The sequence below is a fragment of the Bacteroides sp. 224 genome (assembly GCF_010500995.1).
Taxonomy (GTDB): Bacteria; Bacteroidota; Bacteroidia; order Bacteroidales; family Bacteroidaceae; genus Bacteroides.
Genome location: NZ_QVMK01000002.1, coordinates 139,186 through 161,421 on the forward strand (window position 1 = coordinate 139,186; position 22,236 = coordinate 161,421).

The 22,236-nt window shown below is 42.6% G+C and carries 13 protein-coding genes; 8 read left to right on the forward strand and 5 right to left on the reverse strand.

Features of this window, described 5'->3' with window-relative positions; genetic code table 11:
• Positions 1-62: 62 nt before the first annotated feature.
• Positions 63-2,714 carry a glycoside hydrolase family 2 protein gene (locus D0T60_RS02055; RefSeq protein ID WP_163216483.1) on the reverse strand — a complete coding sequence of 884 codons (2,652 nt, stop codon included), beginning with the start codon at positions 2,712-2,714 and terminating at the stop codon, positions 63-65.
• A gap of 12 nt (positions 2,715-2,726) precedes the next feature.
• Positions 2,727-5,054: a DUF5703 domain-containing protein gene (locus tag D0T60_RS02060; protein WP_239059476.1), complete on the reverse strand. Its 2,328-nt coding sequence runs from the start codon at positions 5,052-5,054 to the stop codon at positions 2,727-2,729.
• A 632-nt stretch (positions 5,055-5,686) separates the two neighbouring features.
• Between D0T60_RS02060 and D0T60_RS02065 the strand changes: the two genes are divergently transcribed.
• The 4 genes from D0T60_RS02065 (at position 5,687) to D0T60_RS02080 (ending at position 11,883) form a co-directional block, all read left to right on the forward strand.
• Positions 5,687-7,183: a HAMP domain-containing sensor histidine kinase gene (locus D0T60_RS02065; protein ID WP_163216484.1), complete on the forward strand. Its 1,497-nt coding sequence runs from the start codon at positions 5,687-5,689 to the stop codon at positions 7,181-7,183.
• A 246-nt stretch (positions 7,184-7,429) separates the two neighbouring features.
• On the forward strand, positions 7,430-8,083 hold the full coding sequence (locus D0T60_RS02070; protein ID WP_163216485.1) for a hypothetical protein: 654 nt from the start codon (positions 7,430-7,432) through the stop codon (positions 8,081-8,083).
• Between the two features lie 106 nt (positions 8,084-8,189).
• Entirely contained in the window at positions 8,190-10,154 is a 1,965-nt protein-coding gene (locus tag D0T60_RS02075; RefSeq protein ID WP_163216486.1) for a right-handed parallel beta-helix repeat-containing protein, read from the forward strand.
• A 37-nt stretch (positions 10,155-10,191) separates the two neighbouring features.
• Positions 10,192-11,883 (forward strand): hypothetical protein, encoded by a 1,692-nt coding sequence (locus D0T60_RS02080; protein ID WP_239059477.1) that lies wholly within the window; start codon positions 10,192-10,194, stop codon positions 11,881-11,883.
• A gap of 190 nt (positions 11,884-12,073) precedes the next feature.
• Here D0T60_RS02080 and rplS read toward each other — a convergent pair whose 3' ends face one another.
• Positions 12,074-12,433 carry a 50S ribosomal protein L19 gene (gene rplS, locus D0T60_RS02085; protein WP_163216487.1) on the reverse strand — a complete coding sequence of 120 codons (360 nt, stop codon included), beginning with the start codon at positions 12,431-12,433 and terminating at the stop codon, positions 12,074-12,076.
• A 216-nt stretch (positions 12,434-12,649) separates the two neighbouring features.
• Here rplS and D0T60_RS02090 point away from each other — a divergent pair, with 216 nt between their 5' ends.
• Genes D0T60_RS02090 through D0T60_RS02105 form a run of 4 tightly spaced genes read left to right on the forward strand, consistent with a single transcriptional unit; the run spans position 12,650 to position 19,146 of the window.
• A complete protein-coding gene (locus D0T60_RS02090; protein ID WP_163216488.1) occupies positions 12,650-13,426 on the forward strand; it encodes a 5'-nucleotidase C-terminal domain-containing protein in 777 nt (258 codons plus the stop codon).
• A gap of 5 nt (positions 13,427-13,431) precedes the next feature.
• Positions 13,432-14,286, forward strand: a complete 855-nt coding sequence (locus D0T60_RS02095) for a bifunctional UDP-sugar hydrolase/5'-nucleotidase (RefSeq protein ID WP_163216489.1) — start codon at positions 13,432-13,434, stop codon at positions 14,284-14,286.
• Positions 14,287-14,300: 14 nt separating this feature from the next.
• Positions 14,301-16,169: a serine hydrolase gene (locus tag D0T60_RS02100; RefSeq protein WP_163216490.1), complete on the forward strand. Its 1,869-nt coding sequence runs from the start codon at positions 14,301-14,303 to the stop codon at positions 16,167-16,169.
• A complete protein-coding gene (locus tag D0T60_RS02105; RefSeq protein ID WP_163216491.1) occupies positions 16,162-19,146 on the forward strand; it encodes a glycoside hydrolase family 3 N-terminal domain-containing protein in 2,985 nt (994 codons plus the stop codon). The genes D0T60_RS02100 and D0T60_RS02105 overlap by 8 nt, the downstream gene beginning before the upstream one ends.
• 8 nt (positions 19,147-19,154) lie before the next feature.
• On the opposite strand, the gene D0T60_RS02110 is transcribed toward D0T60_RS02105, so the two are convergent.
• Complete coding sequence (locus D0T60_RS02110) at positions 19,155-19,838, reverse strand: hypothetical protein (RefSeq protein WP_163216492.1); 684 nt, start codon at positions 19,836-19,838, stop codon at positions 19,155-19,157.
• A 76-nt stretch (positions 19,839-19,914) separates the two neighbouring features.
• Positions 19,915-22,233 (reverse strand): BamA/TamA family outer membrane protein, encoded by a 2,319-nt coding sequence (locus tag D0T60_RS02115; RefSeq protein ID WP_370524364.1) that lies wholly within the window; start codon positions 22,231-22,233, stop codon positions 19,915-19,917.
• Between the last annotated feature and the right edge of the window lie 3 nt (positions 22,234-22,236).

Here is a 22,236-nt window from a genome sequence, read left to right on the forward strand (position 1 = left end):
AGATAATGAAAAAGTTACAAATAGGTAATATACGATTTATACTATGCGGTATTTCATCCAAATCATTTCTCAATCCCAAACTCCGTTTGTTGCTTCTCCACTTCTTCCAGCAGTTTCACCTTTTCTTCATCTGTAAGGATATTCTTTTGCTCACTATTGCTATCTTTCATATCTTTAGTAGTACTCGATGTTTGTTCTTGTTCCAGAAAACAGAACGGCAAATTCGCCGGAATACTTTCAAACTCAATTTCCGCAGGAGTCGGTGCCAGTGTTCCTTCAAACAATACACGGGCTTTCACTTTTATCTTTCCGGCCTTACGGGTTGAACGCACTAATAACGGAGCAGAGCCAAATTCCACTGCACGCGGATTAGCCCCTATACGCTCATCACCAATGATGACACCTTCGCCCTCTACCGTAAACAAAATATTATCTTTTGCCAGGCGGCGTACATTTCCACTATCATCTGTTACCTCGGCTATTACTACCACAAAGTCAGAGCCATCGGCTACCAATGCTTGTGAACCATGATCTACAAATAATCGGAGTTTTGTTGATCGACGAGAAGGCATTTTCTTTTCTGTACACACTACCTTTCCGTTTACAATACCTTCTACTACAAAGTTTACTTTCTGCCAATTCTTTTGAATGTAACTATATTCGCGTGCTTCCCAGAAATCCCACACATTTTCGAATACGACAGGTGCATTTGGTATATGACCTTTGGCATGTACAACAGGCTTCACCCAGCTCTTGGTTCCATCATAAGCAGATAGACGAACAGAATCGCAATTGCTGAATACAACTACATCGCTATCTGAGTAGGCAGACATTTCGTGTGCCACAAATACCATCGGCCCTGATTCTGCCAAAGGATGTTTTAAATCGGCAGCAGTCTGGCTACGGAACATATAATATGCATATTTAGGTTGACGGAATGCATCGCACAGCCCTCCCCAATAAGGATCGGGGTGATAGCCACGCTGGTGGTCGAAAGAGTGCCATTGTGTACCTCCTATAAATCCACCGACAGTATGATACATTTCATCGTAACTTTGAGTTAATGAAAGGGCTTGTACCAATAATGCGCGTTCTCCAAAGCTGCGACTGGCACGATTGTTATTGTTATGTGCATACCAATCGTCTACTTTTTCGCCAAACTCGCGGGTAAAGATGTTTTGCTCGGCTACTCCTTTTGCATCATCTCCCGGCCAACCGTAAACTACATCATAGTTTTCTTTTACTCCATCGGAGTGTACATCGGCAGCCGCCACAGGACGACCCGGATAAGGAAATTCGTCTTTGGTTATTTGCAAAGCTTCGAGTGCAAACTCCAACGGATAGCGGGTTTCATTTAAAATGGGTTCCCACATCAATACAGAGGGGTGATTGCGGTCGCGACGAATGATCTCGCGTGTGTTTTTATGCACCAGACGGGCAAATTCAGGATCTTTGTTCCAGTATTGCCATCCGGGTGTAGCTACAATTACAAACATGCCCAGTTCATCGCAAGCATCCATAAAAGACGGATCCATAGGGTAATGAGCTACACGAATGATCCGGCAACCGGCATCCCGCAGTAATTTGGCATCCCTCCACTGTTGAGAGTTGGGAACAGCATTACCCACATAAGCAAAATCCTGATGACGATTGGTTCCTACTAACTGTCCGAACGGCTTGCCGTTGAGCCAGAAGCCCTCTTTTCCTTTAAACTCAGCTTTGCGAATACCAATACGGGTGATGCCTCCATCCAACGATTGCTTTCCATCTTTAATACGAGATTCCACCCGGTAAAGATAAGGAGCATCCGGCGACCAAAGTTTAGGGTTTCGAACACTGATTTGTTGTTTAGTTGCTTTAGATTCTCCCGGCTGAAGCGTAATTCGATTAGAAACCTTCTTCACCAATGTGCCTTCGGCAGTCAGTAAGGTGGTTTCTACGGTAATGGTTTGAGCAGTTTTTGCGCTATTCTTCACATCGGTATCTACATATACTTCCGCACTTTTATCGGTTATGTTATCGTAATGTACAAAGACACCACCTCCGGCTACTTTGCGAGCCTCCACAGCATCCGTAATGGCTACCGGAGATTTGGCAATCATCCAAACATCCCGATAGATTCCACCATGATAAGCAAAGTCGAGCGTGTACTGGCGTTTCCCCGGAGGGTAGTTTTTATCGTCGCTGTTATCGGCAAATACGGCAATCAAACAAGCATCGCCTGCTTTCAATCCTGCTTCCGTTAGGTTTATCTCAAAAGGCAGATAACCGCCCAAATGTTCTTTTACTTGCTTGCCATTGATGAAAACAATTTGTTTTCCCATAATGGCTTCAAAGTGAATAATTACTTCTTTATTTTTAGTTTCGTTGGGAAGTACAAAACGCTTGCGGTACCAAGCCGGCCCCTGATAGTTTCGGCAACCACTGGCTTCTGCCGGCATCAATTCTACGGTATGCGGGGTAGATACTATTTCCCAGCTACTATCATCGAAGTTGAGTGCTTCGGCTCCTTTCAAATCGCCTTTGTAATAACGCCATCCAGGGTTGAAGTTATAAATCAAGCGTCCGCTGTCTTCCAAAGGGATGAAGCCTGCTATGGAGAAGTAAGCCTCTCCCCGGCCCTCTCCCAAGGAGAGGGAGGAAGACCGTGCGGTAAGAGTTAATATAGAAGGGGACAATAATGCTAAAAGTAGTAAGAGGATATGTTTTTTCATATTGAGGTTATTTTAATATTTACGGGTTGATTCTCCATTCTCAAAAGTTATGCCATTACACAAAACGATTTCTATTCCCTTTCCGCACGGTCTTCCTCCCTCTCCTTGGGAGAGGGCCGGGGAGAGGCTTCGGGAGAGGCTTCGGGAGAGGGCCGGGGAGAGGCTTGCTTTTCCATTTTTCAATTTCGCTTCTATGATTCGATTCTTCGGTGCATGCAACTTAAACTCCACGTCCCAATCCGAAGGCCATGCCGGGAAAAGATAAATGGTATCTCTGTTTGTTTGCAACAGCATTTCCTGCAATCCAATCATACCGCTTCCACCATGATTATGGTCGGGTGTCCAATCGAAACCGGGTCCCCAAAAGGCAGGGAAGCGATGCAGACCATTACTTAGTTTAAGTAGAGCCAGACGAGCCGCTTCATCGGTCAATCCCAGGCAAGCCGCCCAGATGTTATCTTGCTTCCAACCAATATGCGACCGAAATTTCACAGCATCCGGATCGTACCAATAGGTATTCCGGGCTATTTCCAAACCATCCTTACCTATACCATACATCCGCCAAGGATACACCGGATAAAGTTGAGGTGTTTCCACATTGTTGATTCGTTCCCAGATTTTAGCGGGAGAAATCATCTCTTTACCATCTACTATTCTGAGTGGAATGGGGGGAATGGTTTTCAATAGTTCTTCTTTCCGACCGAATGTTTCGAGTACCGTTCGTAAGGCTGCAATGGTACTGGAAGCATTGTTGGTCATTTTATAGGTTTCGCAGGCAGAGCCGGGGAAAAGAATTAAGTGCCCGTCTCCATCCAGTTCTTTTCTTCCGCGTCGGCTTGCCCGATATCGGTAATGTTCATCAAAAAAGGTGAGGCAGCTTTCAATAAAAGGAATGTATTTGTTGATATCAGCTCCCTGATAGTTTTGTGTTTCCAGTATCATTTGGCAGAACTCCAATACCGTATCCCATTCGTATTCCAGCCAAGCGTTATATTCCAATCCTTTATCAAACCAGTCGGGACGCTTAAATCCGTATTCCGCAGGATTGGGCAGACCAAAGTTTTCGAGTTGTTCGGCAAAGCAAGCACCTTTGTGCCCCCAATAAACTTCGGAACGTAATTCGGCACTACCTAACATCCGATTGTAAAAGTCGAACTGGGCTGCCATCATATCCGTATCACCGCTTTTCAGCATTGGCCAATAAACCAGGCGTTGGTTCTGTGCCGTCATGGTTCCCCCACCCCATTTCCGATAATCGGGGGTAAAGGCTTGTTTTTCATCTACATAACAGGGGTCGAAAGTAAACAGCCCCCCGTTAAATTTTGTGGGAACACTGCTGTATGCATTGCATCCCAACATATAACGGAAAAGGGTATAGTTACGGGTAATCTCTTCCGCCTCACCGGAGGCTTTAATATAGCTACGCTCCCAAAATGCATTCCACCAGGCACGAGACTGCTTCCGATCTTTGGCTACTTGTATATTTGCAATGGTTTTATTCAACCCTTCCTGCCACTGTTCCATTGTTTCTGTCTGCTCCGTATGCAAAGCAATACATATATGTTCTTTACGAACAGGTTTCTTGGTACGGAATACCCAAGCACAATAATCGGTACCTGCATAAGTACCTTCTTGGGTGCCCACATAAGATAAATGATCTCCCCAAAGCCGACCACCAAAAGTTAGATTAGCCAAAGGATTCATCATTCTTTCTTTAACATGCTCCAACCCTTGTTGCTTTACTACTACGTCAAAAACTGTTTGTGCAGGATTGCGATGATAAAAAACAAGTTCATCATGAATGGTATATATAGAGTCTTTAGAGGTATAACTATCTTTAGGAGGTGCCCACTTATAAGAATTCTGCTGCCCTTCTCCTTTTCGTATCGTTCTGTTCCGGTAACGCCAGTTTTCATAAAATACTTCGGCCGTAACAGGTTGCTTACTATTCATTTCCAAGTGAACAACCGGGCTAAACACGTATGCCCAGAGTTGGATGGTAGTTCCACCTGCTGCCACCGTTATATAACCGTCGTTTAGTTTAAGCTCTTGGCGAAAGTTCGTTGTATTTTCAAAAGGGTTAGGTGATAGGCGCAGACGAATGCGTCCTTGTTTAAGCATACAATTATGTTCATCGAAAGTGCCGCTTCGGCTCAGATAGAACAACAAGTCGCCATTCTCTACCCACACATTCATCCCAATGTCTCCGCCTCCGCAAGGCATAGACTCAGAAGAGTTCTGGCTGGGGGTATTCCAAACAAAAGAGGCATGTTGACTCCGAAGAGTCAACACGCTCGAAAACACCAACAATAGAATGATAAAAAAAATCTTTCTTTCCATAAAGAAAGAGACGAAAATAATCGCGATTTGTACTCAATAAGATTAGTCTATATCATTCTTAGGTTCTTGCCAAGGCTTTTTCGATGGGTATAATTAATTCAAGCGGCAAAAGATTTCTGTTCAGATTGATTTTATTGATCAAAAAGTGTCACAAGTGTCACAAATCGTTTTAATGAGTTGATTTACAGAGTTGAATAGTGGGTGATACTTTTCTAAAAAACATCACGGAAGTGTCACAAGTGTCACACTTGATAAATGGTGTTTTGTTCCAAATTTTGATGCGGTTTTAAACATCTTTCCCCACCCGGGTGTAGACGCCTTCTCCACCTGGGTGTAAGCGGTTTGTACATCCGGGTGGAGCAGGGTTCTACATCCGGGTGTGGAAAGAAATTTCAAAGTGATTTATCCCGTTTCTTTCTATTGCCGAGAGCATTTATGCCTCAATAAAAGTTTTTTCGACACACCTTCCCCCCCAAAAAAAAACCACCAAAACAATTGTTCTTTCATTCCTATTTATTCTTTTTATTGAAAAGAAGAAAAGATTCATTTTGACTGCTACAGCAAAATACGTACTTTTGTGGAACGTAATAATTGAAGTGAAATCTATTTTTAACAAAATAAGACGAAATAAAATGAAGAAAGTCCTTTTAATTTTAATTTGTGTTCTCTGTTACCATGTAGCACAAGCACAGATTAATGCTACTACTAAAGTTACAGAAACAGAGTTAAACAATTTGCGTAATGAGTTCCAGGAACTATTCAAGCAAAAAGATTACCAGAATGCAGTAGAGAAAGGGGCAAAACTTGGTGAACTGTTGGTAGAAGAACAAAAGAATAAAGAAGCTGCTCCCATTTTCTACCAAATGGACCAGTTGGTTTATGAGAGTGAAAAGAAAACCGGAAAAACAAACTTCCGTTTGCGCTTTCTTATTGCTAATCAGCGTTTGCGTATGTACACTCGCGAAGGTAAGTCCGAAAGCAGTAAAACACAATATAACCTGATGCAGTATTGCATGAGCTATCTAAAAAATGATAACTCCCTGATGGATGATATGCTTTTATCGGAAGCTGAATACTACTATACATTCGGGCAAACAGCCAAGAGTCTGGAATCGTACAAAGAATTATTGCAAAGATGTCTTTCCGGCAACAAGGAAGAAAGTAGAGAAAGTTGCTATAAAGACATGTTGGCTTATGCGGATCGTAAAAATATGGCTCCGCTAACTAAATCGGTTCAGACGTTGTATACTGCGTGGCAAGATTCTATTAATATGGTAAAAGCTGCCCGCGAACTGGAAAGCTTAAAACAGCAACATGTTGTTCTTCAACAAGACTTGCAGGAAAAAGAGCAAACCATCAGCACCAACAAGGCTGTCACCATTGGTTTGTGGACAGTTATTATTGCACTGGCAGCTATAGCCGGTATATTACTTCTCCTTCTTTTCAAGAGCATCTATCAGGCAAGAAAGCTGAAAAACAGTTTGAAGATTGCCAATGAAAGCAATGCACAGAAATCTCACTTCATCAGCAATATTAATACACAGATAACTCCTACACTGGAAGTAATGGAGAATGCAGTTGGAAATCCCGGATTTACCGATATTATTCAGAAAAGCATTGTTGCACTAAAAGGCAGAATCGCCAACATGCAAACTTATATTTCTCTGGAAGAGTCGCGCGAAGAGGCATATCCTATCAACAATCTGGATGTGAAACTGCTTTGCGAAACTGTAATGCAAAAGGCAAGTGCCAATTTCAACCCGGGAGTTGAGTCTGTTACTACCGTGCCCAGAGTAACCGTAAAAACAAATACAGAAGCGCTGGAACACATCTTAACTTATCTGCTTGCTCGTGCTGCGTCGAATACAGAGGCCGGAAGAATATCATTGGAATTTAAGAAACGCAATGCACGTACCGGACAGTTCATTATCACAGACACAGGAACAATTATCGAATCCGAAATACAGGAAGAACTGTTTAAACCATTTATGGAAACCGATCCTTTGGCAAAAGAAGATGGATGGGGACTTCCAATCTGTCAACTAATGGCATATAAATTGAATGGAACATTGAAGATAGATACGGAATACAAGAAAGGAATAAGATTTATCCTGGATTTGTGTTCATAAAAGGCTTTGGTGTCGCATTATAAAAATTCTTTTTATGAAATCTATACCCTGACGGATTAAGCAATTACCCCGGCAGGGTATATATATCATACACCTTTTATTCCTACTGTTTTTTCACGATTGCAGAGGGAAATCCAATAAAACATGAAACACACACATCAATATATCTTTTGCTTTTCACCGAAAACATCTACCATATTCAATAGCATAATCGTCTTGTTATTCTTCTTCACAATGCATCCTTGTATGGCGCAAACTGATAATGGTGAGCCATCCGAAATTCGGGTAAATAACAATCTTACACTCTGGATTAAGCAGATTACCAAAGACGAATTTACTGTACAGAAGCAAACTGCAACACACTTGCGCCACAAGCCTTACAAGAAGATTGAGAATCTTGCCAAAGTACAGAGAATGCTTGGCAAACGGATGAGAGTAATTGACAAAGAGGATGAAGAAATAATCATCCATGAATTTGAGATTACCCTTAACAGTGGAAACAAACGATATCTGGATAATGAATTTTATTTTGTCGCTTATTATCCTGAAATAAAAGTATTACTTTTCGATACCGAGGGAGGCTATTATTCAATTGATTTCAAGAATAACACAGAAGAATATGACGTAAGCCCGGATAATCATTCTATATCGCCCAACAGACTGTTTCGGATAAATGCGAAATGCCCTAATAATTTAGCCAAAGATGATTATAGTTATTTCATTGAGATATGGAACAGGGATATAAAACAATATGAACACATAGGCGACCTGTTCTCTGTGGGTGGATATGATTTTGACTGGATATGGATAGATGACAATACGATACTATTTACATATATAGCTTACCACCAAATAGAAAAAGAACGCATATATCAAGAAGTAAAGATCAAAGTAGTTTAAATAAGACTCACCCTTCTCTCCTCCCCCCCTTTTGCATGAAATGAGTACAAATACTCTCCCAAGCCGTCCTCTTTGATACATCCGGCAACTATTTAACATGCAAAATATGAATAAACTATTTGGGATTACACTCTTATCACTCTTATTCTCCACTATAGGGTATGCACAGCAAACTATTTACGTTTCTCCCGGTGCAGCCAAAGGAGGAAAAGGAACCTTGCAGTCTCCCTACGCAAGCTTAGAGGAAGCACAAAAGGCAGTCAGAAGAATAAATAAAAAGATGACGGGAGACATCACGGTTTATCTTCGCGAAGGTACTTATTACATGGCATCTCCTCTTAGGTTTTCCGAAAAAGACTCAGGTACTAACGGACACCGCGTTATATACAAAGCCTATCAAGGCGAAACCCCGGTAATCAGTGGCGGACAAAAGGTGACAGGATGGGAACCTACCATGCACCGAAATATATACAGTGCTCCTTTCAAAAGCGAATCAAAACTACGGGCTCTCTTTGTTAACGGACAACGGGCACGAATGGCTATCACCTCGCAACCCATATCGGGACAAGGAAGCTGGGGAGCGTTGAAAGTCAACGGAAACGAGCATTGGGCTTATGGCGAAGGAACGGTGGTGGAAGGTATTAAATTCTTAAATGAAGACTTGCCGCTATTATCGAACCCCGAAGATGTGGAGCTGATTCACAAACATGTATGGAACGAGAAAATACTCTGCGCCTCGGAAGTAGCACGATTAGACAATGATACATTGGTAGTTAAACTTCAACAACCTTACGGCGCTATTCTGACATCGCTGGCATGGGCAGGAAGCACTCAATATGATAAAGGATTCTTTATCCGCAATGCGTTCGAGCTACTGGATAGCCCGGGTGAGTTCTACTACGACCGCAAAAAGCAGCGGATTTACTATTACACCGAAGATGAAGATATGTCCAAAGCCGAAGTAATTGCACCTGTCAGCGAGGGGTTGATACGCATTTATGGTACTTCCAACACTTCAAAGGTAGAGAATCTGGCATTCGAAGGAATCACCTTTAGTCACGATGCTTGGGAATTGATGGAGATTGACGGCTCTTACGGTTTCGGAGGAATCCAGAGTTTAGGATTGGCCATTAAATACATCCCCAACGGTAACTGGCACCCAACGAAGTACAACAGCACCGATGTTCCTCCCGGCACTATCGACGTGAAGAACAGTAAGAACATCTCTTTTGTGGGCAACCGCTTTGAGCAACTGAACTCGGCAACAAGCATCAGCTATGTAAATGATGTGACCGACTCGCAAATCATCGGCAACTTCTTCAACGATCTGTTAGGCAATGCTGTCAACGTGGGGCATCCGCAACATTATGAAATCGGCGACGGCGATATTTATGGTCCGGGCATCGAAGGTGTTTGCAAGAATATTAAGATTACCAATAATTATATCCGGAATATCTCGCTCGACTTCCGGATGGTAGAAGCTATCCTGGCTTTCTTTGTGGAGAATGTAAACTTCGATTATAACGATATCGCAGGAACTCCTTACGGAGCCATTGCCAACGGCTGGTGGTGGGCAAACGCAGGAATCCCCCCTTCGACTGTAGCCAAGAATAATACCATGAACTACAACCGGATTCACAATACGCACCTGGTGTTGCACGATGGTGGTATGTTATACACTTTAGGCAAACAACCTGATTCTCAGATCATTGGCAACTACCTAACAGACGGTCCTCGTTGTATTTACCCGGACGATGGTTCGGCCTACTTTACCATCAAAGATAATGTGATTTACAGTTTGCATAATCTGTGGTTGCACATCGCTTCGGATCGCTGCCACGACATTGTAATTGACCACAACTTTGTAAAAGATAACGGAACAATCAATAACGGAGTAAACACGCCGCTGACGAATACAATTAACTTCCGCAACCGTCCTTTCGATGATGAATCCAAAGCACTGATGGAGAAAGCAGGCATACAGGCACCATACAAGAATATCATTCCGAAAGAGGAGCCGAAGGAGATTTCGATTTATCCATTTGTGCAGAAAGAGGCGTGGATTAATTAATACAATCCTTTCTATTATAAACTAATTAAATAACCTTATGAGAATAATATCCACTCTCCTCCTTACCTTCTCCTTCCTGGCAGTGCAACACACCGCTGCCCAATCGGGCAAGGTAAATTATACTGTAACATCATCGGGATTCAATACCTATTCCACCGTATGTTACGGAAACCCTTACTCCGGCAATTGCCGCAGCATTCTTGAAATTGCCAAAGAAATAGACGGACTCACAGGGGTACGCCTCCCCGTTGACGAACAAGGCAACCTAAAACAAGCTCATTTACAATTAAAGTTCGATCGTTCGGTGAAGCTCCTATTGGGAGTAACCGTCCCTACCGATCAGGCAAACGCAACCTCTTTATTGTCTAAACTTGACTTTCATCGGGGTAAGGTTGCCGCCAAACCTGTATTACTGAATGCACTAAGCATCACCGAGCTTCCGGCAATGGATGTATACGAAGTACGTTATCCCGCCGGCGAACAAGAACTAACCATCCCTGCAAACCCGGGCTTCCACATCGCCATTCTGGGGGCAGTGGCTTCCGGTAAAAAGATTGCCTTCCGAGATGTAAAATTGGAAGATCAAGAGGATTATGCCTCCTTCCATATCGACGGATTCGCAGAAGGCACTCCCCTATTCACTGTAGTGGGCGGACAAGAACAACCGGTTATCAATGTAGGTTCGCCCGGCACGGAAGACATCCGGGGAGGCTTCGAAGCCGGTTCGGCAATGAAGGTAAACGGAGTTTATCATATATTTCCTACCGAACGAACAGGTGCCGCCGATATGCCAATGAGCCACGACCGCGTAAAAACCCGCATTGGTCACTGGACAAGTCCGGATGCTATTCACTGGACACGTCAATCTACCATTCTGGAATCCAGCGGGGTATATGCCATTACGCACGAAGACAACCCGATGAACGATCGTCGTTCTGCCATCTGGTCATTCAATGCGGTATTCAGCGAAGAAAACAACCGTTGGTATGGTTATTACCTGGCTTATACTACCGATCAGGAAATAGAACCGAACCATTCTTGGGGTCGCATCTGGCGGTGCGAGTCGCAAGTGCCCGGTAAAGAGGGAATTGGTGGGCCTTACAAAGATATGGGCATCATTGTAGAACCCGGATTGGATTCTCAGCTATGGGAAGGTCGTCAGGGAGTAGCTTCTTTCTATCCTTTTAAAGTAAAAGATACCTGGTATGGATTTATCAGTGGCGCTTACCCCTTCCTGTCTAAAGAAGACTATCCGCTGCATGGAGGAGAGAAAAAGAAAGCCTGGTATGTGGGATTGGCACAATCTAAGACTATGGAAGGTCCTTGGACACGCTTAGGCGAGGATATCAATCCGCTTACTTGCATTCATCCTACCTTTGTAGAGAATCCTATGGTATCCAAACTGCCCAATGGGGTTTACATTGCCATGTTCGACGGTGGACCTTCATACCTCAAACTTCCCAACAAACTGGCTTACACCTTATCTAAAGATGGAGTAAACTGGACACGTGCGCGCTACCTCGCTATCGACTCGAAAGTTAACAAATGGTGGATGACCATGCGCACACCGCTATGCCTGATTCCCGAAGGAGACGACGTATACACCATTGTGTACACAGCATGGGTGCATGACGAAAGCAGTGAGAACCCACACGCAAAGACACGTTTCAATCCGGTGGGAATGGTAAAAGTGAAGATTGACATGAAAGCTTTGGAGGAAGTTTTATAAAAAGCCCGTTTTCTCATTCTTCTCAAGCCCTTGAGATTTTTTTCTCTACGGCTTGAGTACAAATACTCAAGGGCTTAAGAATATTTTCTCAAAGGCTCGAGAATAGCTATTCAAAAGGCTGGATTAAAGCCAAATAAAAAGCGGAAACCTCCAAAGAGATCTCCGCTTTTTATGCTGAATCAGAGTGCTATTAAGCGTTGTTGATAACTCTCTTTTCTTTGATTCTTGCTTTCTTACCGGTAAGTGCACGCAGGTAATACAATTTAGCGCGACGTACTTTACCCACTTTGTTCACTTCGATTTTGTCGATAGCAGGTGATTCAATTGGGAAAATTCTTTCTACGCCCACAGTTCCTGACATTTTACGTACAGTAAAACGTTTTTTGTCGCCATGACCGGCAATTTTAATAACAACACCACGGTACAACTGTACACGTTCTTTGTTACCCTCAACGATACGATATGCTACAGTTACAGTATCACCAGCTTTAAAAGCAGGATGTTTCTTTCCGGTAGCAAATGCTTCTTCTGCAATTTTAATAAGATCCATCTTTTATTTCTTTAAATTGTTTATCGATACAACGCAACATATCAAGTAACTCAACACTCTTGACAGCGATTGCGCGAAAGCGGTGCAAAGGAACGAATTTATTGGCAAACAGCCAAACAATCCCCTTGATAAATAAGTCATTATGGATGTTTTTCTCGTACCTTTTAGGAAAATAGAATATTTAGCTTTATATTTGTGAATCAAAAAAAACATACTATGTATAGTTCATCAAGATATATTCATTATATAGCTCTGGCGGGGTGTATGCTTGCATCACAGTCTTTTCTGTCGTGCCGGTCGTCCGAGAAAGTCGTATCCGTCAAAGGAGATATGATCACCATATCGTCCGAATGGGATCATTCGCCGGATAATAAAGCGTTAGCCATTGTAGCTCCTTTCAAGGCAAAGGTAGACAGCATCATGTCTCCTGTTATCGGGGAAAGCGAGATGAATATGGAAGCTAAACGCCCGGAAAGTTTACTATCCAACTTAATTGCTGATGTGCTTCGCGATGCTACCATTCCGCACATCGGGCATCCGGCCGATCTGGGTATTATTAATATAGGTGGCTTGCGCAGCAGTTTGAATAAAGGAAAAATCACCTTTGGCAATGTATACGAGATTCTGCCCTTTCAGAATACGTTATGCATTGTTTATATCAAAGGAAAGAATTTGAAAGAACTCATGCAAAACATTGTTAGTGTAGGGGGCGAAGGGGTCAGCAATCTGGAGTTAATTGCAAACAAGCAGGAAATTGTCAGCGTAAAGATCGGAGGGAAACCTATCGATGACGAGCATATATACGAAGTGGCTACTGTTGATTATCTGGCAGAAGGAAACGACAAAATGATTGCCCTACAAAAAGCCGAAAGAAAAGAGTACATAGCAACCGAGGCTGTTCGCGACCTTTTCCTGAAGTACATTAAAGCACTCCATGCCGAAGGTAAAGGAGTTACTTCCCGAATAGAAGGAAGAATTCAACTTAATAATTGATACAGATGAAGCAACCGATAATCACATTCAAATCATTCACATTATTTCTCTTCTTATGCTTAGCCACCTCAATGGCAGCACAGAAGAAGTTAACCATATACCACACCAATGATATTCATAGTAGGATTGAACCCGTTCAGGATAAATCAGCAGATGATGTTTCGGCAGGCAAAGGCGGCCTTATCCGAGTGACAGGATGCGTGGAACAACTGCGCAAAAAAGATCCCAACCTACTGTTATTTGATTGTGGCGACTTCTCTCAGGGTACGCCCTACTACAATCTTTTTAAAGGAGATGTAGAAATTCAACTGATGAACGCAGCCGGTTATAATGCCGGTACTATTGGCAATCATGAGTTCGACTTTGGTATGGACAACCTGGCACGCTTAGTCAAGATGGCAAACTTCCCAATTGTTTGTGCCAATTATGATTTCAAAGGAACCGTACTCGAAGGATTGGTTAAACCCTATATCATTCTGAAAAAGAACGGACTGAAAATCGGTGTATTCGGACTGGGTTCCCGATTAGATGGGCTGGTACAAGCCTCTAATTGCGAAGGTGTTATCTTTCATGAACCTTATGACATAGCTAACAAAATAGCAGCATTACTCAAAAAGAAAGGTTGCAACATCGTAATCTGCCTCTCTCATTTAGGGTTACAAGGAAGCCCCAAAGAATCGGTTTGCGACATTGAATTGATACAACAAACACGTAACATTGATTTAGTTTTAGGAGGACATTCGCACACACTTATGCAAAGCCCCCAAGTTTACCAGAATCTCGACGGCAAAGACGTTTACGTCAACCAAGTAGGGAAAAGCGGAATATATTTGGGGAAAATGGACATCACCTTTAAATAAGCATTTACCACATTATGAAAAAATCACTCTCCATAGCAATCCTGCTATGGTTCGGAATCGTGCTGTTACAAGCACAACCCATTACTGTACTCGGAAACTATGCTCCGGTTATTCCACTAACAGCAGGCGACATTGCTGTATTAAGTATCGGAAAGCCCGGTAGCGACGGCGAGTTTCTACTTTCCTTAGAGGAACATACACCTATAAAAACATTTCGGATAAACAGTAAAACAACAGATAAAGACTATCTGAAAATAGCCAATGAATTAAAAGAGTACCGCCGCGTTATTGTCAGTGTTACGGGCGAAACGGTGGACGTACGCCAGCACCGTAAATTTCTCTCTTCGCTGAAGCTTCGTGCTCCTTTAATATATGTGGTATTCTCTTCCTACAGAATGCTTCATCTATTGGTAGAGCCCTTGGAGAAAGCAGCCGCCGTAGTAGTTACCCACGAACTGAACAAAAGTATTCAGAAAGATGCTGCCGATGTTCTGTTAGGTAAGAAAGATGTTAATGGCAAATTATCTATGCCCATCGAAGATCTGTTTCCCGAAGGAAGCGGAGAAGAGATTCTTAAAAACACTCCTACCGACGGTATTGTAGCAGATGATTACGGCATGAAGTCTCATATCTTAAACCGCAAAATAGGTCAACTGATAGAAAATTCTATTCAAGACACCATCTTCCCCGGTTGCCAGGTACTCATCTTAAAAGACGGAATTCCCGTAGTTGATAAATGCTATGGCACACATGCTTATAACAACCCAACACCTGTTATTCCTACCAGCATGTATGATCTTGCCGAGATCTCCCAAACAACAGGAACCCTACTTGCCATCATGAAACTGTATGATAGCGGATTGCTGAAACTCAATGATAAATTATCCGATTATCTACCCGACTTAAAAACAACCAATAAGAAGAACATCACCATTCGCGAAGTACTGTTGCACGAATCGGGATTAGCCCCTTACATTCGTCCTTACCAATATCTGGTAGACGACCATAGCGTGCAAGGACCTTTCTTCCAAGGGTTTAAAGATAAATCGCATTATACACAGGTGGGAGCCCGGGCGTATGCCTGTTCCGATTTCACCTTTAAGAAAGGGGTAATATCCTATCGGCAAGATAAAGAACACAACCTGCAAATGGCAGATGGTATATGGGTAGCAGACAGCTTCAAACAAACAGTCATGCAAGCTATTGCATATTCCGAAATGAGCCCCAAGCGCCATATACAAAGTAATATTGGCTTTGTGCTTCTGCAACAAGTAATTGAAAACATTACAGGTATGCCGCTACATCAATATTTATATGCGCAGTTCTTCGAGCCTATGGAGCTTTCCTATACATTATATCACCCTATACAGAAATACAATAAAGCCGAAATTGTACCAACAGTGACTAATGAATATCTCCGTCGTCAGGATATTCATGGGTATGTGCACGATGAGATGGCTGCTTGCCTGGGCGGGGTAGCGGGTAATGCAGGTTTGTTTTCTACTGCTCGCGAAATAGGCGCCATTCACTCCATGCTGCTCAATAAGGGCGTGTATAAGGGAATACGCTACCTGAAGAAAGAAACATGCCGCCTCTTCACCACCGGAGAATCCACCATCAGCCACCGAGGTTTAGGGTTCGACAGACCTGATTTGGAAAACCCTTTGTCGAGTCCTTGTTCGGCCTCTACCCCTGCCGAAGTATATGGTCAGACAGGATTTACCGGCTCTTGTGTATGGACAGATCCGATAAATAATATTATTTTTGTATTCCTAACCAATAGTATTTGTCCGAATGTATGGAATGATAAGATCATTTGGACAAAGACACGTGAAAAAATTCAGGAGTTCATTTATCAATCAATGGAGTACCAAAATGACTAAGAAAACTATTGTTCTTACACTTATTTCTATTTTATCGGTTCACCTAAAAGCTCAAATAGAGCCTGTTCTTTATTATAAAGCCACACAAGATGAACGCTGCCGGCAATGGGTAGATTCCATCTTCAATGAAATGAGTTTAAAAGAAAAAGTAGGTCAATTATTTATTTATACCATAGCTCCACAAACCACCAGTGCCAATATGACTTTGCTACGCGATGTAGTGAAAACCTATAAAGTAGGAGGATTATTATTCTCCGGAGGCGCATTGGAGAACTATGCCAAGCTCATCAACGAATCGCAAGAGATGGCAAAAACACCCCTAATGATTACTTTTGATGGGGAATGGGGACTTGGCATGCGCATTAAAACCATTCCTTCTTATCCTCGCAATATGATATTGGGATGCATTCAGGATGAACGACTCATTTATGAATATGGGCAGGAAGTAGCCCGTCAATGCAAAGAGTTGGGGGTACACGTTAACTTTGCTCCTGTGGCAGATATCAACATCAATCCTAAAAACCCGGTTATCAATACCCGTTCTTTTGGCGAAGACCCGGTTAATGTTACAGATAAAGTTATTGCTTATTCCTCGGGATTGGAGAGCGAAGGTGTGCTTTCCGTATCCAAGCATTTTCCCGGGCATGGCGATACAGATGTAGACTCTCACCATTCATTGCCTGTACTTTCTTTCTCTCGCGAACGTTTAGATAGTGTAGAGCTCTATCCTTTTAAGCAAGTCATACGTGCCGGCTTGGGTGGTGTCATGGTTGGTCATTTAGAAGTACCGGTGCTTGAGCCAACCAAAGGATTGCCCTCTTCTCTCTCGCGCAATATCGTAAACGACCTGCTTGTAGAAGAACTCGGATTCCGCGGTCTTGTATTTACTGATGCTTTGGCCATGCAAGGCGCTGCGGCGCTTAAGCATTTATCTTTGCAAGCTATTAAAGCCGGACATGATATGGTGTTGACTCCCCGTCAGCTTAAACAAGAAATAGAAGCTGTATTGCAAGCAGTGGATAAAGGCGAACTTAGCGAAGAGGAAATTGATCGTAAATGCAAAAAGATACTCACCTATAAATATGCACTCGGTCTTTCCAAAGAGCAAAAAATACAATTGTCGGGCTTGGAGCAACGCATCAACACGCCGCAAGCACGTGACTTAATCCGTCGCCTGAATCTGGCTGCTATCACTGTGCTCAAGAATAAAGATCAGGTATTGCCTCTTCATACAGATATAAAAGAAGTAGCACTCTTGCATGTTGGGGCTCCTGCCGATGCCGGTGTATTCAATGAAACACTAAAGAAATATGTCTCCGTAAAACCAATTACTTTGCGAGGCAATATGGGTGCAACGGAAAGAAAAACCATGCACGAGAGTCTGGCCAAACACAAACAAATCATTGTGTGTGTTACCGAAAAGCAGTTGACTCCTTACCAAACCTTCTTTGCCGAATTTGCGCCCGAAACTCCGGTTACTTATGTATTCTTCACACAAGCCAAACCGTTGCAACAGGTAGCAAATGAGGTTTCCAAAGCCTCTACGGTTGTTCTGGCTCACTCCACCGACAAATTTGTGCAAGGGCAAGTGGGTAACATGCTATTTGGAGAGGCTACAGCAGACGGACGCTTATCTGCCAGCATAGGCGATGCATTCAAAACCGGCGACGGTGTTTCCATCTCTATACGCACTCCACATCATTTCAACCCGGCCGACTACGGTTTTAAAACAAATATATTAAACCGAATCGACTCCATTGCACTCGAAGGAATCACCAAAGGAGCATACCCCGGATGCCAAATCGTGATTCTGAAAGAAGGAAAAACAATGTATGACAAATGCTTTGGCACCGTTACCGGAAAAGAGAGTACTCCGGTTACGCCTACTCATATCTACGACATTGCTTCATTAACTAAAACCAGTGCTACACTATTGGCTATCATGAAGTTATATGATAAAGGACTCTTTAACCTATCAGATAAGGCCTCTGCCCATTTGCCGTTTTTAAAGGATACCGACAAAGAAGATATTACCATCCGGGAGTTGCTTTATCACGAATCGGGCTTGCCTTCCAGTATCTTCTTTTACCTGAAAGCCATCAACAAAGACAGTTACGAAGGTCGATTATTCAGTGCTAAAAGCGATGCACTCCATACGGTACAAATAGGTGCTCAAACGTATGCTCAGCCTAAGTTTAAATTCTTAGATGGATTTATTTCTTCTACCTCTACAGCCAATCACACTTTGCAAGTATCTGATAATATGTGGTTAACAAACACATTCAAAGATTCTATCAACATAGGAATTGCAGATGCCAAACTCGGTTTAAAGCAATACAGATACAGTTGCGTAGGTTTTGTTTTGCTACAGAAAATAGCCGAGAAGTTAAGCGGCATGTCATTGGATGAATTTCTTCAAAAAGAGTTTTATACACCGATGGGGCTTCAAAGAACCGGTTATCTCCCACTACGCAAACATGCCAAAGACGAAATTGTACCGGCTTCTACAGATCCTTTCTTACGAAAAACAACTGTACAAGGCTACGTGCACGATGAGACTGCCGCTTTCCAGGGAGGTATCTCAGGTAATGCAGGACTCTTCTCAACTGCTCAGGAAATTGCCATGCTTCATCAAATGCTATTAAATGAAGGTGAGTTGGAAGGTAAACGGTATTTAAGCAAGGAAACTTGTCACCTCTTCACCACTGCCAAAGCAAAAAATAGCCGCAGAGGATTAGGATTCGATAAGCCGGATACTAAAGACAAACGAAAGAACCCATGTTCCGACTCCACACCTGCCTCAGTGTTTGGGCATACCGGATTCACAGGAACAGCCGCCTGGGTAGATCCTACAAACAAACTGGTATTTGTGTTTATCAGCAACCGCATTTACCCGAATGTATGGGTGAATGAACTTTCGAAACAGAATATACGAGGAAGAATACAAGAAACGATGTACGAGGCTTTGAAGAAATAAGATTCGCTCTATAAACGTATTCTATAGCCAACAGTAAGTCCGAATACCCATCCTTTATAGGGCGTTCGGACACGTTTATATTGGGTGTCGTATGATTGGTTATCCTCTCCCTTAAACAGATTGGTGATATTCTCTGCCCACCAATCACCATTGCCATATCCAAAGTTATACTCACCAAAGCCAGTCAACAAAATGTTCTTGAAATAATAGGAGGCAGTAAGCCCAAATGCTCCGGTTACTCTATTGTTATGCTGTTCCTTATACTTCGAAACTCTTAACAGGCTCCAATAGGGCTGTACTTCAATATTATCTGTCAAAGGAAGATTTACTCCCATACTTTCTAAAGAGAGCATGGTGAAAATAAGCCTCATAACATCATTCTTAAACAACATATTACCAGTCACTCCTATAACCGTACAAGGATTATAGGTCCAATAGGCATTGGTTCTTGCAAACATTGCATTCGCACTAACCATACCCTCAAAGGGAAAATACGAGGCAGTTACATGAACACCTGTACTATTCTCGAAACGTAAATTAGCTTGCTGAATACCAACACGCACGATTAGCTCATCGCCATTATCATGAGATGTATCTTGCGCCAAAGAGAAATCCGCAATGCAAAGAAAGCATAACAGAAAGATACACTTCGCAGTTTCCGAAACAGAAGATACAGATAAAATTGTCTTCATAGTTTTGCGTTGTTCCAATTATTGTGCCCAAAAATAACAATTAATACTTATATCGGCACCGCATCACGCAAAATAATTAAAACGGATATCCTATTGCAAAATGGAATCCCAGTCCATCACTAAACTTCGGAATATTATAGTATCCGCTCTTGCCGGTATCATAAGGTGCATGAATTCCTATACCTAAGTCTAAACGGATAACTAAAAAAGTAAGGTCGTAGCGTAAACCGGCACCTGTACCAAGGGCAATATTATCGCCAAGATTCTTCAGAGTGAACTTTCCATTATCAATTCCCTCTCTATCACGAAGCAGCCAAACGTTACCGGCATCTAAAAAGATGGCTCCATGCAAATCTTTAACAATACGAAAACGATACTCCATGTTAGCTTCAAACTTCAGGTCGCCCGTTTGGTCAAGGTACGAATATTTGCTTTCTTCTTTGGGATAATAACTGCCCGGACCTATACCACGCACAGTAAAAGCGCGGATACTATTGGCACCCCCAATAAAGAATTGTTCTTTGTAAGGTGCATATTTGCTTCCTCCGTAGGCATAAATACCACCGGCAAGAAATCGCGTAGCTATAGACTGGTTTCTGTCAATACCCCAAGTATAACGGAGTTCGCTTGTTAGCTTTAAAAATTGGGCTAAGTTAGAATTCAACAATTTCTTTTCCTCATTAAAACCCTTACCCAATAAAGCATAAACGCCGGAAGTTATATTGCCCGAAGATGTTAATGAGCTTTGCCACCAGAAATGATTACGATCCTTCTGTTTGCGTTTGGATATATCATCATAAGTATATGTGTACACCAAAGCCGGGATAAACTGATTCTCCATACTCTTTGCTAAAGCCGGATTATTATTCATGATCTCATCAAACTGTTTTGTCCGGTTCTGCAAAGTACTGAAAGTCAACCTCAACGGAGTTATTGTATGCTTGCTTACCCGGGTTGGCTGAAAGGTATAAGTAGCATCTCCACCAAAAGAAAGCATCTTAAAGAAATGAGCCCGGTTCAACTGGTCGATGTTGGCATTAAAAGTGGTAGTAGCCGGAAAGTCATAGTCTTTCTTGCCTAACCTGGGGAATAAGATTCGTGGGAACTTCAATGCGGCATTTAACCCTATCTCCCAAGAGTTTACTTTACCGGTGCTTCCTCCCGAGGGAGTTTTGGTTTGCCATTCATAAGAGCCTTTCACGCCAACGGTAAACGTTTCTCCTCCTTTAAATACATTGCGTTTTGTTACGCTGTAAGAGGCTCCCGGCCCGGCATAGTCATTACTCTTGGTGGCCAGATTCAATTCAAGTTCGCTATCATAAGGAAGGTCGAAGCCCGACTTAACCTTCACGTCCAGGATGTTATTTGTCCGGACGGTATCACGCGGGTGAAACTGCATTTCGGTATACCTGAAGATACCCAGTTCTGCAAACTTTTGTTGAGTCAGGGTAGTACGTCTTTGCGAATAACGCTGCTCGGGAGCAAAGCGAAAACGTTGGTGCAGAACTTTAGGGCGAAGATCCAACTTATTATGGTAATAAATGGTCAGATCTTTATATTTCATAGAGTCATTGGGCACTTCGCCGTTTCTGCCGTAGAGTTCCACCGAAATATCTCCGATATACCAACGCTTAGTAACATCGGCGGGTAAACCGGATTTCGGTACTACCTGAATATCAACTAAGCCACTGACCCGGGTAGTATCTGCCCGAAAGCCTATAAAGTCCGGACGAAAATAATAGAAGCCAACATTACGGAAAATGGTACTCAACCGTTCTCTTTCATTGGAGAGGTCAATAACGTTGAACTGATTTCCTTTGCGTAGTACACTTCGTGTTTCGCTTCGGCTAATAATTTCCATCATTTCGGGCGAGAAGCGTCGATAGGCTATGGAATCCAGGAAATAAGGATTCTTCATATCTATGTGAAACTGTATGCGAGCTCTTTTATCGTTTTTCTTATTGGGGATAAGTTGATAATCGACCGTAGCATTAAAGAATCCATAATCACGCAAAATATTATTTGCCGACTTCTGGCGCAAGCCCGGGTTTACTGTCGATATTAATATAGGCTGACTACCCAGCTTTTTATACAGGAATCTCCCCAATCCTTTTTTAGATTCGCCATAATGTTTGTATAGCCAAATGCCAAGAGGAAACGGAATACGTGTGGTAGAACTTTTCATAAAAGAGTTGTTAGGGGCCTTTGCCAAAGCCACTTCTACCTCCTCCATAGCCATTTCGGCAATTGGAGATTTAAGTTGGTTATCAATAATCAGCTCTTTCTGTCCGTCGTAAAAGATCTGCCCCTCCGGTAAGGTTTTAGTTACCGAATTGGTTACTTTACAAGAGTTTAAAATCAACAACGCAAGTAGTACAACAGTTATTCCTTTTATTCT

Coding starts and splice junctions, on each gene's coding strand:
- D0T60_RS02065 (WP_163216484.1), top strand. CDS start 5,687: ATGAAGAAAGTCCTTTTAATTTTAATTTGTGTTCTCTGTTACCATGTA.
- D0T60_RS02055 (WP_163216483.1), bottom strand. CDS start 2,714: ATGAAAAAACATATCCTCTTACTACTTTTAGCATTATTGTCCCCTTCT.
- D0T60_RS02100 (WP_163216490.1), top strand. CDS start 14,301: ATGAAAAAATCACTCTCCATAGCAATCCTGCTATGGTTCGGAATCGTG.
- D0T60_RS02090 (WP_163216488.1), top strand. CDS start 12,650: ATGTATAGTTCATCAAGATATATTCATTATATAGCTCTGGCGGGGTGT.
- rplS (WP_163216487.1), bottom strand. CDS start 12,433: ATGGATCTTATTAAAATTGCAGAAGAAGCATTTGCTACCGGAAAGAAA.
- D0T60_RS02105 (WP_163216491.1), top strand. CDS start 16,162: ATGACTAAGAAAACTATTGTTCTTACACTTATTTCTATTTTATCGGTT.
- D0T60_RS02060 (WP_239059476.1), bottom strand. CDS start 5,054: ATGGAAAGAAAGATTTTTTTTATCATTCTATTGTTGGTGTTTTCGAGC.
- D0T60_RS02080 (WP_239059477.1), top strand. CDS start 10,192: ATGAGAATAATATCCACTCTCCTCCTTACCTTCTCCTTCCTGGCAGTG.
- D0T60_RS02110 (WP_163216492.1), bottom strand. CDS start 19,838: ATGAAGACAATTTTATCTGTATCTTCTGTTTCGGAAACTGCGAAGTGT.
- D0T60_RS02070 (WP_163216485.1), top strand. CDS start 7,430: ATGGCGCAAACTGATAATGGTGAGCCATCCGAAATTCGGGTAAATAAC.
- D0T60_RS02095 (WP_163216489.1), top strand. CDS start 13,432: ATGAAGCAACCGATAATCACATTCAAATCATTCACATTATTTCTCTTC.
- D0T60_RS02075 (WP_163216486.1), top strand. CDS start 8,190: ATGAATAAACTATTTGGGATTACACTCTTATCACTCTTATTCTCCACT.